Origin of the sequence: Williamsia serinedens, assembly GCF_024171725.1 — a bacterium.
GTDB classification, from domain to species: Bacteria; Actinomycetota; Actinomycetes; order Mycobacteriales; family Mycobacteriaceae; genus Williamsia_A; species Williamsia_A serinedens.
In genome coordinates, this window is record NZ_JAMTCG010000002.1 from 155,901 (window position 1) to 171,717 (window position 15,817).

The window sequence follows — 15,817 nt, forward strand, 5'->3', positions numbered from 1 at the left end:
CCCGTCCCCGACACCCCCGTCGCCGCGGTGCGCGCATGACGACACCGTCGGACGGTTCCGTCGACTCCTCGTCGGACCTGCTCGACCACGGTTCGGACACCGCGCCCACGTTGGCGAACCTGTCGACCCAGATGGCCGAACTGGCCCGTCGCCTGCGGTCGGAGAGCCGCGACACCGAGACGATCCTGCGGGCGATCAGTGCGGCGGCGGTCGAGTCCATCCCGCACGCCGAGTACGCGAGCATCACCCTGGTCGAGGGGTCGTCCTCCATCACCAGCCCTGTGCTCATCGGGGACCTCGCCGCCGAGTCCGACCGGCTGCAGGCCGAGCTGCAGGAGGGCCCCTGCGTCACCTCGGCACTCCAGGCCGACACGATCGTCATCGACGACATGCTCGACGACGACCGGTGGCCGCGCTTCAGCAACGCCGCGGCCGAGCTCGGCATCCGGTCGATGCTGTGTTTCTGCCTGTACGTGGAGGGCAACAACTTCGGCGCCCTGAACCTGCACAGCACCCGTCCCCACGCCTTCGACGACGAGTCGCAGTCGATCGGCAGCCTGTTCGCCGCACACGCCGCGATCGCGTTCTCGTCGGTGCGGGAGAAGGAGCAGATCCGCTCGGCGCTGACCAACCGCGACATCATCGGTCAGGCCAAGGGCATGCTCATGGAGCGGTATTCGCTGAACGCCGACGACGCCTTCCAGCTGCTGGCCCGGCTGTCGCAGGACTCGAACACCAAGCTCGCCGACGTCGCGGCCCAGGTGGTGCAGGCCGGCCCGGGCGAGTAGCCCGCGCTCAGGCCCGCAGGAAGGCGAGAACCGTCGCCTCGAAGGCCTCCTTGGCCTCGATCATCACCCAGTGACCGCACCGCGGGAAGACGTGCAGCTGCGCGTCGGGGATGAGACGCATGGGCACGAGCGCCATGTCGGGGGGACTGACGCGGTCGTCTCGGCCCCACGTCAGCAGCGTCGGGCACGACACCTTGTGCATCATCGCCCAATAGGGCGGGGTGTCGGACGCGGCGAGGAACTGCTGCTGCATCGCGAAAGCCGCCGACCCGTACATCGTCTCGCCGGTCTTGCGGGCGTCCGGGTGCGTCGCCGCCTCCCAGCGCTCCTCGATCAACTCGTCGGTGACGAGCGACTTGTCGAACACCATCGAGCGCAACCAGCGGACCAGCCGATCGCGGTCGGGGTCGTCGGCGAACTCCTGCAGCAGTTGCAGGCCCTCGGTCGGCTGAGGGCTGAACAGGTTGGCGCCGACGCCGCCGATGGTCACCAGCTTGCTCACCAGCTCGGGCTTGCGGATCGCCAGGTTGACCCCGACGACGCCGCCCATGGAGTTGCCGATCACGGCGGCCGACGGGATCCCGAGTTCCTTCATGAACACGGTCACGGACTTCCCCGCGTCGAGCACCGGCATACCGCCCCAGGCGTCGCTGACGCCGAAGCCCGGGAACTCCAGGACGTAGGTGTGGAAGTGCTCGGCGAAGACGCCGAGGTTGCCGCGGTAGTTGCGCCACCCCGTCACGCCCGGGCCCGACCCGTGCAACAGGATCAGCGGCGGGGCGTCGGTCCCACCGGCCTCGTGATAGCGAAGTGTGCCCTTGTCGGTGACAAGTTCCCTGCGGGTGCCTTCGTAGGTGACGTCCACCCCGACAGACTAGAACGTGTTCTAGCCGGCCGGGGTGGACGGTCTCGATCGGACGGGTCAGGGCTTGGCCTCGACCAGGTCCTCCTTGCCCTCGTCCTTGGCGAAGGACTTCTCGTCGGAGAACGACTTCAGACGGGCGATGCGGTAGATCAGCAGGCCGTACAGGCACTTGGCCAGGATGTCGGCGACCGAGTAGGCGCCCTGCTTGCTCACCCAGGCGACCGGTCCGTCGCCACCGATGACGGGCAGCAGATACGAGATCGGATAGACACCCCACGAGGCGAACAGCAGGATCCGCATGCGCGACACCGTCATCCGGACGGTCGGCGACTGACGGTCGAGCGAGCGGGTCAGCTCCACGAAGAGCACGTAGAGGATGTAGAGGAACGGGATGGTCGACAGCGTCCCCCAGATGAGGCGCGTGGTGGTGTCGCCGCTGATCTCGCCGGGGTACCCCAACGCGATCATCAACGCCGACGCCGGGATCAGGCGCCACAGCAGGGAGGCCTGCAGCTTGCGGGCGAGCGCCAGCACGACGACCAGCTCCATCAGGAGCAGCGGCACCGTCAGGAGCCAGTCAACGTAGCGGTAGCCCTCGTTGAACGACTCCCCGATGGCCTGCTTGTACACACTCTCGCCGCCGGGCGCGTCGGAGACGAACGCCTTCTTGAACGAGTCGAAGATGCGGAAATAGTGGTACGCCGCGATGCCGCAGACGATCGCGGAGATCACGAGTGCCTGTCGATACCGTTGCAGCACACGGGGTTGCGCTGCGAGCAGGAAGATCGCCGTGAACAACTGTGCGGCGATCGCCAGGGACAGCACGTTGTAGACGGTGTCGAACTGCCCCTTCGTCAATTCGTCGGGAATCATGACACGACCTTTCTCGGTGTCGGGTGACTTGTCGTCCGCCGATGGCGAACGCCTGCCCTTCCTCACTGAACGCCGAGACCAGTAGTGGATCAACGGTGCGCGGACATCGGCGCGGAATCGTGACCAGTACTGGACATAGTGACCAATTCGTGACGCGACAACCCGGCGGCCGGCGCGGATACTGGCGACGGTGGTGACCACGAGAACTGTTGGCACCGTGCGGATCACGCCCGTCTCCGTCGTGTCCGGCACGGCGCTCGTGACGCGCGTGTCGCTCGCCGTCGGCGGGGCCGTCGCCGTCGTCGCCGACCGACTCGTGCCCGACCCGTCGCCGATCCTCTGGACGCTCGTCGGCCTGGGCATCGTGCTCGGGGTCCCGCACGGCGCCCTCGACCACCTCATCGCGGCACAGGTGGCCGGCGTCCGCCGGGTCACCGCCGCCGTCCTCTACGCCGGGCTCGCCGTCGCCGCGTGGGTCGCACTGCAGTGGGGTGGGCCCGTCCCCCTGGCGATCATGATCGTGGCGAGCATCGTGCACTTCGGCCTGGGCGAGGTCGAGGTGTCGTCGTTGTCGTTGCGCCGCAACCCGGTTCGGCAGATCGCCGTCATGCTCGCCGGAGCCGGATGTCTCATCCTCCCCCTGGCGCGGGGAGGTCCCGGCTGGGACGACACCCTGCACGCCCTCTCCCCGTCCCTGGCCGACGTCCTCGCCGTCGGTGCGGTTCGGTGGTCGCTCGTCGGGCTCTGGGTGGTCGGTGCCGCGGTCGTCGTCGCGCTGGCCGTGACAGAGCGGACCTGGTCGGCCGTCGCGGACGTCCTGGTCGTCGGCGCCGTCGGCGCACTCGTCGACCCGCTGACCGCGTTCGCGCTGTGGTTCGGGGTGTGGCACGGCCCGCGGCACATGGCGCGGTTGGTCGCCCGCGACGTCGAGCGGGGGGCGTCACCGTCCGGCGCGCTCCGATCGCTCGTGCGTCGCGCGGCGCCGGCAACCGCCGGGGCTGTCGTGACCCTCGGCGTCGTCGTCGGTGTCGTCCTCTCCGCGGGCTCGTCGTACGCGGCGGTCGCCGCCGCGTTGACGGTCCTGCTCGCACTGACCGCGCCTCACATGCTGGTCGTCGCCGCTCTCGACGCCTCGGCGCGCCGACGCGCCCGCGCGCCGATCGCTTCCCGGGGCGGGTCCATTTCGGCAGACTGGGACGGGTGACCGATCCACCGTCCACGGTGACCCGACGGGCCCGACCGGACGAGCGCGTGCTCGTCGCGGACGTCCTCGCGCAGGCGTTCGTCGAGGATCCCGTCGTGCGGTGGATCTTCCGGGACGAGGACGCCGGCCGGTACTTCCGCGTGGCCGCCCGGCACGAGCACTGTTCCCCCGACGCCGCCGATCTCCGCGTCGAGGGCGATCGCGCCGTCGGCGCCGCGCTGTGGGACCCGCCGTCGTTCCGTCCGTCCCTGATCCACCGTGTCCTGCTGGTGCCCGCGCTGCTCACGGCGATGCGCCCGAGCGCCGCGGGGCGCGGCTCCATTGCGACGCGGCTGATGCAACAACACCGTCCGAAGCAACCACACTGGTATCTCGCCCAGCTCGGGGCGATCGAACCGGGACGCGGACACGGGTCGGCGCTGCTGCAGTATCGACTGCCGTCGATCACCGGCCCGGCGTACCTCGAGAGCAGCAACGTCCGCAACGTCCCGCTCTACGAGCGCCACGGCTTCGTCGTCACCGGCGAGATGACCCTCCCCGACGACGGCCCCACCCTCTGGGCGATGTGGCGAGACGGCTGATCCGTGGTGGCCAGCCAGTGCCGACTGTGTGGAAACCGCCGTCGAGTGTGCTGGCGACCACGGTGCCGACTGTGTGGAAACCGCCGCCGAGTGTGCTGACGGCGCTTCGCGACACAACAGACGATCGACGCACACTCGGCGACGGGCTTCCGCACTGTCGGCGGCTCGAGAACGCGCGTGGTCAGCGGATGGCAGACGCCTCGCGATCGGTCGCGCGGGTGAAGGTGTAGGCGTCGAGATCGAAACGTCGACTGGTCCACATGGTCTCGAGGGTCGTCGACGGCCGGAACGGGACGTCGCCGTGCTCGTCGAAGTAGTAGCTGTTCGCCGAGCCGCACCCACCGGCGAAGAACACCTGGTTGTCGCGACGGGCCAGCATCGCGCGCATGTAGTCGTCGTTCGCATGCTCGGACACCTCGACGCGGGTGGCGCCCACCGACCGTGCGCGCTGCAGACACCGGACGATGTGCCGGCTCTGGGTCTCGATGAGGTTGAAGTAGGACGACCCGTTGTAGGCGTACGGGCCGAGGATCGAGAAGAGGTTCGGGAACCCGGGCACGCTGACGCCGTGGAACGCCTGTAGGCGGTTCTCGGACCAGAACGCCTCGAGATCCCGGCCGGCGACACCGCGGACGTCGAAGGGTGGCATGTTGCCCCGTTCGAAGACCTTGAACCCGGTGGCGAGCACCAGCACGTCGCACTCGTGCAGGGTGCCGTCGGCGGTGCGGATGCCGTCCGCCTCGACACGATCGATGGACGACGTCTCAAGGGACACGTTCGGGCGGTTGAACGTCGGGAGGTACGCGTTGGAGAAGCTCGGTCGTTTGCACCCCATCGCGTAGCGCGGCGTCAGCTTGTCGCGCGTCACCGGGTCGGTCACCGTGCGCTTCAGGTACGCGCGCGCCACCTTCTCGCCGCCGGCCGCGATGGGCACGACGCCGTGGAAGTGGGCGGGCAGAGGGAAGTTCACCTCGACGAATGCCTGCGACAGGGTCCGAGCGAGACGCCTGGCACCGGGAATCCGCGACAGCACGGTTTGCACGACGCCGGGGATCGGCGCGTCGGGCTTGGGCATGCACCAGATGGGTGTGCGCTGGAAGACGGTGAGGTGCTCGGCGACCTTCGCGATCTCCGGGATCGCCTGCACCGCGGACGCTCCCGTGCCGATCACCGCGACCCGCCGACCCCGCAGGTCGATCGCGTGGTCCCAGCGGGCGGTGTGGAGCACCTCGCCGGCGAAGTCGTCGAGCCCTGCTATGTCGGGACGCTTGGGCTGGGTGAGAACACCGGTCGCGCTGACGACGTGGCGCGCGGTGATCGAGTCCCCGTCGCCGGTGGTCAGCGTCCAGAGATCGGCGGCCTCGTCGAACTCGGCGCCGACGATGCGTGTGTTCAGTCGGGTGTGGTCGGTGACGCGGAAGCGCTGCGCCACGTCGTCGGCGTATGCCTTCAGCTCGCGACCCGGCGCATAGATGCGGGACCAGTCGGTGCGCTGGTCGAAGGAGAACTGGTAACTGAACGACGGGATGTCGACACCGACCCCGGGATAGGTGTTCCAGTGCCACGCCCCGCCGAGCCCGTCACCGTCCTCGACGAGGAGGTAGTCGGAGAACCCGGCCCGGTCGAGGAGGATCGCTGCGCCGATGCCGGAGAACCCACCCCCGACGATGACGATCTCGTGGTCGGGGGTCGTGGCGGTGCCATCCATGGATGACAGTGTCCCTGACTGCGGTGCCGACTGTGTGGAAACCGTCGCCGAGTGTGCTGACGGCGCCTCGCGACACGACAGACGAACGACGCACACTCGGCGACGGGCTTCCGCACTGTCGGCGGCTCCAGAACACAGGCCATGGGCACAAGCCGCTGACAGGGCGGAAACGCCACATCGAGTGTGCGCAGCCGCCAACAGATCTCACCCCTCGCTGCGAGCACACTCGACGGTCGTTTCCACCCAGTCAGCACTGCGGTTGCGCTCAACAGTCAGAAGCGGCCCGGCTCCCATCGGGAACCGGGCCGCTCAGCTGGTCTGAGGTCAGCTCAGATCAGTACTTCTCACCCTTCGCGGCCTTGTCGACCAGCGACTGCGGCGGCTCGAAGTGCTTGCCGTACTTCGACGCCAGGTCGCGGGCGCGGTCGACGAAGCCCTGCAGGCCACCCTCGTACTGGTTGATGTACTGCACGACACCACCGGTCCACGCCGGGAAGCCGATCCCGAAGATGGAGCCGATGTTGGCGTCGGGCACCGAGGTGATGACGCCCTCGTCGAAGCACTTCACCGTCTCCAGGGCCTCGGCGAAGAGCATGCGCTCCACCATGTCCTGGAACGGGATCTGCGTGCTGCCCGACTTGTACTGGTCACGCAGGCCCTGCCAGAGACCGGCACGCTTGCCGTTCTCGTCGTACTCGTAGAAGCCCTTGCCGGCGGTCTTGCCGTCACGGCCCTGCTCGAGCAGCCAGTCGACGACCGCGAACGACCCGTGGTCGGGGTAGTCCTTGCCCTCGGCCTTCGCCGCGGCAGCGGTCTCGTTGCGGATCTTCTGCATCAGGCCGAGCTTCAGCTCGTCCGAGAGCTGCAGCGGCGCAGCGGGGTAGCCGGCCTGCTGACCGGCCTGCTCGATGAACGCCGGCTCGACACCCTCACCGACAGCGGCGATCGCCTCGTTGATGAACGTGCCGATGACACGCGAGGTGAAGAAGCCGCGGCTGTCGTTGACGACGATCGGGGTCTTCTTGATCGCGAGGGTGTAGTCGATGACCTTCGCCAGCACCGCATCCGAGGTCTTGGCGCCGCGGATGATCTCCACCAGCGGCATCTTGTCGACCGGCGAGAAGAAGTGGATGCCGATGAAGTCGTCGGCCCGCTTCACGCCCTCGGCGAGCGAGGTGATCGGCAGGGTCGAGGTGTTCGAACCCAGGACCGCGTCGGGCTCGACGATGTCCTCGATCTCCTGGAACACCTTGTGCTTCACCTCGACCGACTCGAACGCGGCCTCGATGACGAGGTCGACCCCGGCGAAGTCCTGCGGGTCGACGGTCGGGTGGATGCGCGCGAGCAGCTCGTCGGACTTCTCCTGCGTGGTCTTGCCCCGCTTGAGCGCCTTCTCCTCGAGCTTCTCCGAGTAGTTCTTGCCGCGCTTGGCCGCCTCGATGTCGATGTCCTTGAGGACGACGTCCATCCCGGCCTTGGCCGAGACGTACGCGATGGCCGCACCCATCATGCCGGCGCCGATGACGCCGACCTTCTTGGCGGTGTACTTGTCGTAGCCCTCGGGACGCGAACCGCCACCGTTGATGTGCTGCAGGTCGAAGAAGAACGCCTTGATCATGTTCTGCGCGACCTGACCGGTCACCAGCGACACGAAGTAGCGGGTCTCGATCTGCGTGGCGGTGTCGATGTCGACCATCGCGCCCTCGACGGCGGCCGCGAGGATCGCGCGCGGCGCGGGCATCGGGGCACCCTTGAGCTGACGACGCAGGATGGCCGGCATGGCCGGGAGGAACTGCGCGACAGCGGGACTCGACGGCGAGCCGCCGGGGATCTTGTAGCCCTTCTCGTCCCACGGCTGCACGGCCTCGGGGTTCTCGGCGAGCCACTTCTTCGCGGCGGGGAGGAGCTCCTCCACCGATCCGACGACCTCGTGGATCAGGCCGGTCTCCAGGGCCTGGGCCGGCTTCATCCGCGGGCCCTGCAGCAGCACGTTCATCAGGGCGTTCTGGATGCCCAGCAGGCGCACGGTGCGGGCGACGCCGCCACCACCGGGGAGCAGACCGAGGGTGACCTCGGGCAGGCCGATCGAGGCACCCTTCACGTCGGCGGCGATGCGGTGCTGCGTGGCGAGGGTCAGCTCGAGACCGCCGCCGAGCGCCGCGCCGTTGATGGCCGAGACGACAGGCTTGCCGAAGGTCTCCAGCCGGCGCAGGTACGACTTCAGCTCGTTGGTGCGGTTGGTGATCTCGGTCGCGATCTCGACCTTGTCCTTGTCACCGCGGCCGCTGGTCATGTCCTTGAGGTCGCCGCCGGCGAAGAAGGTCTTCTTCGCGGAGGTGAGCACGACACCGGTGATGTCGTCCTTCTCGGCCTCGAGGCGCTCGACGGTGGCCTTGAGCGAGCTCTGGAAGAGGTCGTTCATGGTGTTGGCGCCCTGGTTGGGGTCGTCCATGGTGAGTACGACGACGCCGTCGGCGTCCTTCTCCCACGCGATCATGTTGTCACTCATGTGTTCTCGGATTCTCCTGTGTGGCCGTGCGTCAGACGCGCTCGATGATGGTCGCGACGCCCATGCCGCCACCGATGCAGAGGGTGATGAGGCCGTAGCGGCCGCCGGTGCGCTCGAGCTCGTCGACGACGGTGCCGAGGATCATCGCGCCGGTCGCCCCGAGCGGGTGACCCATCGCGATCGCGCCACCGTTGACGTTGGTCTTCTCGTGCGGGATCTTCAGGTCCTTCATCCACTTGAGGACGACGGACGCGAAGGCCTCGTTCAGCTCGAACACGTCGATGTCGTCGACGGTCAGGCCGGCCTTCTTCAGCACGATCTCGGTGGCCGGGGTGGGCCCGGTGAGCATGATGGTCGCGTCGCTGCCCGTCTGGGCGGTCGCGACGACGCGGGCGCGCGGGGTCAGGCCGGCACGCTTGCCCGCCTCCTCGCTGCCGATGAGGACCAGGCCGGCGCCGTCGACGATGCCGGAGCTGTTGCCACCGGTGTGGACGTGGTTGACCTTCTCGACGCTGTAGTACTTCTGCTTCGCGACCTCGTCGAACCCGGCCATCTCGGCGATCCCCGCGAACGCGGGCTTGAGCTTGGCGAGCTGCTCGACCGTGGTGCCCGGACGACGGTGCTCGTCGTGGTCGAGCACGAGGACGCCGTTCATGTCGCGCACGGGCACGACCGACTTGGCGAAGTACCCGGCGGACCAGGCGGCCTCGGCGCGGTTCTGCGACTCGACGGCGTAGGCGTCGACGTCGTCGCGGCTGAAGCCCTCGAGGGTGGCGATCAGGTCGGCGCCGATGCCCTGCGGGGCGATGTACAGGTCGTAGGCGGTGGCCGGGTCCTGGAACATCGCGCCGCCGTCGGAGCCCATCGGGACGCGCGACATGGACTCGACACCACCGGCGATGACCAGCTGGTCCCAGCCGGAGGCGACCTTCTGGGCGGCGAGGTTGCTGGCCTCGAGACCGGAGGCGCAGAAGCGGTTGATCTGGGTGCCGGGAACGGTGTCCGGCAGGCCCGCGACAAGCGCCGCGGTGCGGGAGATGACAGCGCCCTGCTCGCCGACGGGCGACACGACACCGAGCACGACGTCGTCGATGTCGGCCGGGTCCATGTCGGGGAAGCGGGTCCGGAGTTCCTTGATCAGTCCGACGACGAGGTCGACGGGCTTGGTGCCGTGCAGCGAACCACCGCGCTGCTTGCCACGGGGCGTACGGATCGCCTCGTAGATGAATGCGTCACTCATGGACGGGTCCTTTCACATCGGTGCCCGTAGGCTAACGCGCGATAACTTACGCCGCCATAGCCGGTGCTCACAAGGTTCGCCGACTGTTCGCCGTGCGCTAGTGTCGGTTCACCATGACTGCCGCGCCCGCTCGGTCACGCCGACACCCCGACCGCCGCCGCGTCCTGTTGGACGCGGCGGCGGCGCTGTTCGCCGAGCGCGGCTACGCGCGGGTGTCGGTGGCCGACGTCGCCCGCGCGGCGGGTGTGACCGCCCCCGGCGTCTACCGCCACTTCGCCGACAAGCAGGCGTTGCTGGCCGAGACGGTGATGGCGCGCGTCGACGACCTGCAGGCCTGCACCGACGGCGCCCTGTCGGTGCCGGCGACGGATCCGCAGGCGCAGCGGGACGCACTGATCGAGGCGGCCTGTCGGATGGGCCTGCACCGGCCCGACGCCGCGATCCTCTGGCGCTGGAACGGCGTGTTCCTCTCCGACGAACAGAACGCCCACGTCCGTCGACGGACCGGGGAGATCCTCGACCGCTGGGCCGCCGCCCTCACGTTCGACCGCGACGATCTCGACGCCCGGGCGACCCGCCTCATCGCGTGGGCGGTGCTGTCGATCGTCGGAAGCACGTCGGCGCACAGCACACGGATCCCCGTCGGTCGGGCGCAGGCGCGCCTGGTCGAGTTGGTCCGGCGCACCGTCGCGGTGCCGCTGGGCGACGCGCCGGCGCTCACCCACACCACACTGCCCGGGACCCCCGCCGACAGCCGTCGGGAGGAGATCCTCGACGCCGCGTCGGATCTGTTCGAGCGCCGTGGTTACGGCCATGTCGGCGTCGACGAGATCGGCGAGGCCGTCGGCATCACCGGTCCGAGTGTCTACAAGCACTTCCCGAGCAAGGTCGCGATCCTCGTCGACATCGGTCGACGCAGCGCGGCGCGGCTCGAGGCGGGCGCGATGGCGGCACGGGCGGTCACGGAGACGCCGGCGGAGTTCCTGGGCGCCCTGGTCGAGTCCTATGTGACGGTGATCGGTCAGACGCCGGACCTGTCCGTGGCGTTCAACAACGGTCCCGTCCTGCGGGAGACCGACGCGCAGGATCTCCTCGCGGTGCAGCACCACTACGTGCGACGCTGGGTCACGCTGGTGACGGAGATCGAGCCCGGTCTCGCCCCGGCGGAGGCCGCGGTCACCGTGCACGCCGCGCTCAGCATCGTCAACGATGCCGTGCGGATGCGCCGCGGTCGGATGCGGCCCGAGCTGCCCGCGCAGCTCGCCTGTCTGATGAGAGGTGTCCTGGGACTGTGAGCGTGGGCGAATCGTTCTCCGACATCGAGGAGGCACTGCTCGGCGGACCACCGGTGTTCACCCGGGACCAGGCGATCGGCGAACTGGGTGTCGACGCCGACTTCGCCCACGAGCTCTGGCGGGCCTTCGGGTTCGCCCACGACGACCGGGACGAGGCCATCTTCACCGAGGACGACCTCGCCGCGATGGGCACTGTGATCGCGGCCTACGCGTCGGCCCCGGAGGGCACCACCGTCGCCGCGGCGCGGTCGATCGGACAGACCATGTCCCGCCTCGCCGACTGGCAGGCCTACCGCCTGCACGAGCTCGCGAACGACCCGGACAACGACATCAGCATGCCGCAGATGGCCCGAGCCATGGGACGCGTGCAGACCCTCATCTGGCGACGTCACCTGGCGGCCGCGCTGCGCAACCTCTCCGCCGACCGCGGCGCGAACGGCGACGAACGCCACGACCTCACCATCGGATTCTGCGACATCGTCGGCTACACGAGCCTGTCGCGGAAGATCGGCATGGAGGAGCTGAACACCCTCCTCGAGACGTTCGAGGTGAAGGCCAGCGAGATCGTCACCGAGCACGGCGGCCAGGTGATCAAGACCCTGGGCGACGCCGTGATGTTCGCCGTCGACGACGCGGCCTCCGCGGTCGAGATCGGACTCGAACTGCACAGCATCTCCGAGATCGACGACATCCCGCCGTTGCGTGTGGGTCTCGCCTACGGGCGGGTGCTCACGCGGTTCGGCGACGTGTTCGGCGAACCGGTCAACATCGCGGCGCGGCTCACCGGGTCCGCGCGCCCCGGGACGTCGCTGTGTGATGCCGCCCTGGCCGACGTCGTCGAGGACGACCGGTTCTTCTTCAAGTCGATCGGCACGCTGAGCGTCCGCGGCTACCGGCACCTCAAGGCCCGCGTGATCGAGTTCAACCGCGACCACGTACCCGCCGACACCACGCGATGAGTTCTCCCGCCGGACCCGGTCTACTCCACTGACAGACACACCCGGCTCTTCGGAGGAGTTCCCATGCGACAGCTCATCGTCACCGCGTTCGTCTCGCTCGACGGCGTCATGGAGGCGCCCGGCGGTGAACCCGGCTACCGCAACTCGGGGTGGACGATGCAGTCCGTCGAGTTCGACCCGGCCGCCTACGAGATCAAGGGCCGTGAACAGCAGGAGGCGGAGATCCTGCTGTTCGGGCGCACGTCCTACGAGGCGTTCGCCCCGGTGTGGCCGACCATCGACGACTTCGCCCACATGAACACCCTGCCCCGGTACGTGGTCTCGACGACCCTCGAGACCGACGACGACGGCTGGCCGGCGACCATCCTGCGCTCGCTCGACGACGTCGCCCGCCTCAAGGACACCGACGGCGGACCGATCCTGGTGCAGGGCAGCGCGACCCTGGGTGCCTCGCTGGCCGACGCCGGCCTCGTCGACCGCTACCACCTGCTGGTGTTCCCGGTTCTGCTCGGTGTGGGCAAGCGACTGTTCAGTTCGGCCGACAAGGACATGGAGCGCCTGACGCTCGTCGAGCACGCCGTCTACGGCAACGGCGTGCAGAAGCAGGTGTTCGACGTCGTCCACGCGGACTGAGGATCATCGTGCGGTCGGGTGCACCTGCACCTCACCGGCTTTCACCGTCACCCACACCGCGGCGCCGGCCGCGAGACCGAGTTCGGCGACCGCACCCCAGGTCACCTCGGCGGTGATCTCACGGTCGGCGACAGCGCAGCGAACCGCCACCCGCGACCCCACCGGCGCGACCTCGACGACGCGTGCGGCGAGCACCGTGCGGGGGCTGCCGACGCCGGGGCGCTCGGTGTAGACCGCGACCGCCGACGGGTCGAAGACGGCGACGACCGGGGCCCCGGCCCGCACCGTGTCCTCCGGCGTGCCGACGACGCGCACGTCACCGTCGACAGCGGCCTCGCCGTCCCAGGTGCCCGACACCAGGTTCAGTCCGGCCAGACGTGCCGCGAAATCGTCCGTGGGCCTGGACAACACCTCCCGAACCGGCCCGTGTGCGGTCACCCGGCCGTCCGTGAGCACGAGGGCCTCGTCGGCGAGCGTGACCGCGTCGACGAGGTCGTGGGTGACGAGGAGCGCCACCCGCCCGCGGTCGGCGAGGACACGGCCCACCAGCGCGCGCAGCCGCGCGGCGACGTCGACGTCCAGCGCGGCGAACGGCTCGTCGAGGAGGAGGACGTCGGGGTCGGCGGCGAGAGCCCGCGCGACGGCGACCCGTTGCGCCTGTCCGCCCGAGAGCTGATGGGGTCTGCGCCGCAGGAGGTCTGCGACGTCGACGGCCTCCGCCCACTCCGCGACGCGGCGACGGACCTCGGCCCGCGGTCGGTGGGCGGCGGCCGGTGCGAACGCGATGTTCTGGGCGACGGTCATGTGCGGGAACAGTCTCGGCTGCTGCCCGAGGAGCGCGACCGACCGTCGGTGGGGCGCGACGAACGTCGACGCGTCGACGAGGACCCTCTCCCCGACGGCGACCCGCCCGGAGGTCGGCCGGAGGAGCCCGGCGACCACATGCAACAGACTGCTCTTGCCCGCCCCGTTGCGTCCGAGCACGGCGACCGTCGTCCCGTCCGGCACCGAGACGTCGACGTCGAGGTCGGGCGCGACCATCGTCGCCCGGACGGACAGTCCGGTCACAGGACGGGCTGTCGTCCGGGGCGGCGCAGGTGCACGGCGACCACCACGACCAGCGCGACGACGATGAGGACGAACGACAGGGGCAGCGCCTGCTGCGGGTCGTTGATCTCGTCGACGTAGATCTTCAGCGGCGCGGTCTGCGTGACCCCGGGTGCGTTGCCCGCGAACGTGATCGTCGCGCCGAACTCCCCCATCGCCCGCGCGAACGCGAGGACCAGGCCACTGAGCAATGCCGGGGCCACGAGGGGGATGGTGACGCGGACCAGTGTCCGTGTCGGCCCCGCACCCAGCGTCGCCGCGACCTGCTCATAGGAGGACCCCGAGACCCGCAGTGCGCCTTCGACACTGATCACGAGGAACGGCAGCGCCACGAACGTCTGCGCGAGGACCACCGCGGTCGTCGAGAAGGCGATGTCGACACCGAGGACGGTCAGGTGCTCACCGATCAGCCCGCGACGGCCGAACGCGTAGAGCAGCGCGATGCCGCCGACGACGGGCGGCAGGACCAGGGGCAGGAGGACGAGCGCGCGCACCACGCGCAGCGCGACGCCGTCGCTGCGCGCGAACACGATCGCCATCGGTACACCGATCAGCAGGCAGAGCACCGTGCTGATCACGGCGGTCCGCAGACTCAGCTCGAGCGCCTGCAGCGACGACTCGGAGGTGATCGACGACCAGAAGTCACGCCACGGCAGCCGCTGCGTCAGAGCGATCGGCGGGATCACGACGAGCGCGAATCCCACGAGCGCCGGCAGGTACAGCCATCCCGGGACGCCGCGCGCCGGCCTCACCGCGCCGCGCCCCGGTGACGCGTCACCGCCCTCCGCCAAAGCCCAACTCTCGCAACACGTCTTGACCGGTGCTCCCGGTGACCAGGTCGATGAACTGGCGGGCTTCGCCTGCGTGCTGCGATCCCTTGACCGTCGCGATCGGGTACTCGTTGACCACCGCGGCGAACGCGGGGTCGTTCACAGCGGTGACCGCGGATCCGGCCGCCTTCGCATCGGAGGTGTAGACGAGTCCGGCGTCGGCCTGGCCGGTGGTCACCTTGGTGACGACACCGGAGACCGACGTCTCCTCGCTGGCCGGGCGGATGTCGACGCCGGTGTTGCGCTCGACGGTGGCCGCGGCGTTGCCGCAGGGGACCTGGGGTGCGCAGAGGACGGTCGTCACCCCGGACCGGGCGAGGTCCCGGACCGACTCGATGCGCTTCGGGTTGCCCGATGCGGTGATGATCGTGAGGACGTTGCGGGTGAACGTCGTCGGGTTCAGGGCGGTGTCGCCGAGCGAGGCCATCGTCTTCTCGTCGGCAGTCGCGATCACGTCGGCGGTCGCCCCCTGCTTGATCTGGGTGACCAGGGCCGAGGAGCCGTCGAAGGTGGTCTTCACCGTGACGTTCGGGTGCGCTTTCTGGAAGTCGGCGGCGATCTCGGTGAAGCCCTTCTTCAGCGACGCGGCCGCGAACACCGTGAGGGTCACCGGCGCGTCCGCCGACGACGAGGTCGCCGCCGGCTCTGAACCGCCCGACGAGCAGGCGCCCGCGCCGAGCGCGACGACAGCCATCGCGGCGGCGATGCGGGAGGTGGAGCGAGTGATCATGAGTCCTCTTCGCCGGGGCGGATGGGTTCGGGTCGTTCGACGATGACGGTGGTGGCCTTGACGACGGCGGTGGCGACGACACCGATCTCGAGACGCAGGTCGCGCACGGCGTCGGTGCTCATCAGCGACGTCACCTCGAACGGACCGCACTGCATGGTCACCTGCGACATCACCGTGTCGGACCGGACGTCGGTGACGAGGCCGACGAACCGGTTGCGCGCCGATCGCCCCACGCCGGTGCCGTCCGTCGGCGGCTCGGGCGCCCGGCGGCTCGCCAACCGGGCGAGGTCGGCGCCGTCGACGACGGTCCTTCCCGCGTCGTCGGTGTCCGACGCGACGTCACCGTGCGCGATCCACCGGCGCAGTGTGTCGTCGCTGACGCCGAGCAGCTCGGCTGCGCGTCGGACGCGAATGGGTGCCACAAAGAGATCCTACGCAGATGCGGGTACACAAACCGTATCGATCCGCAGATGCGGTCTACTGACCGTTGGCGAG

General features: G+C 69.3%; 15 protein-coding genes. 6 read left to right on the forward strand and 9 right to left on the reverse strand.

Features of this window, described 5'->3' with window-relative positions:
- Positions 1 to 131: 131 nt before the first annotated feature.
- The gene (locus LX12_RS04250; RefSeq protein WP_253653853.1) at positions 132 to 788 is read left to right on the forward strand and encodes a GAF and ANTAR domain-containing protein; all 657 of its coding nucleotides are present in this window, start codon (positions 132 to 134) and stop codon (positions 786 to 788) included.
- A 7-nt stretch (positions 789 to 795) separates the two neighbouring features.
- Here the strand turns inward: LX12_RS04250 and LX12_RS04255 are convergent, their stop codons facing one another.
- Positions 796 to 1,653, reverse strand: a complete 858-nt coding sequence (locus tag LX12_RS04255) for an alpha/beta fold hydrolase (RefSeq protein ID WP_253653296.1) — start codon at positions 1,651 to 1,653, stop codon at positions 796 to 798.
- Between the two features lie 57 nt (positions 1,654 to 1,710).
- Positions 1,711 to 2,526, reverse strand: a complete 816-nt coding sequence (locus LX12_RS04260; RefSeq protein ID WP_253653297.1) for a bacteriorhodopsin-like — start codon at positions 2,524 to 2,526, stop codon at positions 1,711 to 1,713.
- Positions 2,527 to 2,743: 217 nt separating this feature from the next.
- On the opposite strand from LX12_RS04260, the gene LX12_RS04265 reads away from it, so the two are divergent.
- On the forward strand, positions 2,744 to 3,730 hold the full coding sequence (locus tag LX12_RS04265) for a beta-carotene 15,15'-dioxygenase, Brp/Blh family (protein ID WP_253653298.1): 987 nt from the start codon (positions 2,744 to 2,746) through the stop codon (positions 3,728 to 3,730).
- Positions 3,727 to 4,311 (forward strand): GNAT family N-acetyltransferase, encoded by a 585-nt coding sequence (locus LX12_RS04270; protein WP_372504924.1) that lies wholly within the window; start codon positions 3,727 to 3,729, stop codon positions 4,309 to 4,311. Before LX12_RS04265 ends, LX12_RS04270 begins: the two co-directional genes overlap by 4 nt.
- A gap of 181 nt (positions 4,312 to 4,492) precedes the next feature.
- Here LX12_RS04270 and LX12_RS04275 read toward each other — a convergent pair whose 3' ends face one another.
- The 3 genes from LX12_RS04275 to LX12_RS04285 all read right to left on the reverse strand — a co-directional run bounded on the left by LX12_RS04275 (position 4,493) and on the right by LX12_RS04285 (position 9,768).
- A complete protein-coding gene (locus tag LX12_RS04275; protein ID WP_253653299.1) occupies positions 4,493 to 6,019 on the reverse strand; it encodes a flavin-containing monooxygenase in 1,527 nt (508 codons plus the stop codon).
- Between the two features lie 334 nt (positions 6,020 to 6,353).
- Entirely contained in the window at positions 6,354 to 8,528 is a 2,175-nt protein-coding gene (locus LX12_RS04280; RefSeq protein WP_253653300.1) for a 3-hydroxyacyl-CoA dehydrogenase NAD-binding domain-containing protein, read from the reverse strand.
- Between the two features lie 31 nt (positions 8,529 to 8,559).
- Positions 8,560 to 9,768, reverse strand: coding sequence for an acetyl-CoA C-acetyltransferase (locus tag LX12_RS04285; RefSeq protein WP_253653301.1), 1,209 nt, complete (start codon positions 9,766 to 9,768; stop codon positions 8,560 to 8,562).
- Positions 9,769 to 9,881: 113 nt separating this feature from the next.
- On the opposite strand from LX12_RS04285, the gene LX12_RS04290 reads away from it, so the two are divergent.
- The 3 genes from LX12_RS04290 to LX12_RS04300 all read left to right on the forward strand — a co-directional run bounded on the left by LX12_RS04290 (position 9,882) and on the right by LX12_RS04300 (position 12,655).
- Positions 9,882 to 11,063, forward strand: coding sequence for a TetR/AcrR family transcriptional regulator (locus LX12_RS04290; protein ID WP_253653302.1), 1,182 nt, complete (start codon positions 9,882 to 9,884; stop codon positions 11,061 to 11,063).
- A complete protein-coding gene (locus LX12_RS04295) occupies positions 11,060 to 12,022 on the forward strand; it encodes an adenylate/guanylate cyclase domain-containing protein (RefSeq protein ID WP_253653303.1) in 963 nt (320 codons plus the stop codon). Before LX12_RS04290 ends, LX12_RS04295 begins: the two co-directional genes overlap by 4 nt.
- A gap of 63 nt (positions 12,023 to 12,085) precedes the next feature.
- A complete protein-coding gene (locus LX12_RS04300; protein WP_253653304.1) occupies positions 12,086 to 12,655 on the forward strand; it encodes a dihydrofolate reductase family protein in 570 nt (189 codons plus the stop codon).
- Between the two features lie 3 nt (positions 12,656 to 12,658).
- Here the strand turns inward: LX12_RS04300 and LX12_RS04305 are convergent, their stop codons facing one another.
- From LX12_RS04305 to LX12_RS04320, 4 genes are read right to left on the reverse strand one after another with little or no spacing between them, the layout of a single operon-like run.
- The gene (locus LX12_RS04305; RefSeq protein ID WP_253653305.1) at positions 12,659 to 13,723 is read right to left on the reverse strand and encodes a sulfate/molybdate ABC transporter ATP-binding protein; all 1,065 of its coding nucleotides are present in this window, start codon (positions 13,721 to 13,723) and stop codon (positions 12,659 to 12,661) included.
- Complete coding sequence (locus LX12_RS04310) at positions 13,720 to 14,514, reverse strand: ABC transporter permease (RefSeq protein ID WP_253653306.1); 795 nt, start codon at positions 14,512 to 14,514, stop codon at positions 13,720 to 13,722. The genes LX12_RS04305 and LX12_RS04310 overlap by 4 nt, the downstream gene beginning before the upstream one ends.
- Before the next feature lie 22 nt (positions 14,515 to 14,536).
- A complete protein-coding gene (gene modA, locus LX12_RS04315; RefSeq protein ID WP_253653307.1) occupies positions 14,537 to 15,322 on the reverse strand; it encodes a molybdate ABC transporter substrate-binding protein in 786 nt (261 codons plus the stop codon).
- On the reverse strand, positions 15,319 to 15,744 hold the full coding sequence (locus LX12_RS04320) for a TOBE domain-containing protein (protein ID WP_253653308.1): 426 nt from the start codon (positions 15,742 to 15,744) through the stop codon (positions 15,319 to 15,321). Before LX12_RS04320 ends, modA begins: the two co-directional genes overlap by 4 nt.
- Positions 15,745 to 15,817: the final 73 nt, after the last annotated feature.

Coding starts and splice junctions, on each gene's coding strand:
- LX12_RS04285 (WP_253653301.1), bottom strand. CDS start 9,768: ATGAGTGACGCATTCATCTACGAGGCGATCCGTACGCCCCGTGGCAAG.
- LX12_RS04280 (WP_253653300.1), bottom strand. CDS start 8,528: ATGAGTGACAACATGATCGCGTGGGAGAAGGACGCCGACGGCGTCGTC.
- modA (WP_253653307.1), bottom strand. CDS start 15,322: ATGATCACTCGCTCCACCTCCCGCATCGCCGCCGCGATGGCTGTCGTC.
- LX12_RS04300 (WP_253653304.1), top strand. CDS start 12,086: ATGCGACAGCTCATCGTCACCGCGTTCGTCTCGCTCGACGGCGTCATG.
- LX12_RS04250 (WP_253653853.1), top strand. CDS start 132: ATGGCCGAACTGGCCCGTCGCCTGCGGTCGGAGAGCCGCGACACCGAG.
- LX12_RS04290 (WP_253653302.1), top strand. CDS start 9,882: ATGACTGCCGCGCCCGCTCGGTCACGCCGACACCCCGACCGCCGCCGC.
- LX12_RS04275 (WP_253653299.1), bottom strand. CDS start 6,019: ATGGATGGCACCGCCACGACCCCCGACCACGAGATCGTCATCGTCGGG.
- LX12_RS04260 (WP_253653297.1), bottom strand. CDS start 2,526: ATGATTCCCGACGAATTGACGAAGGGGCAGTTCGACACCGTCTACAAC.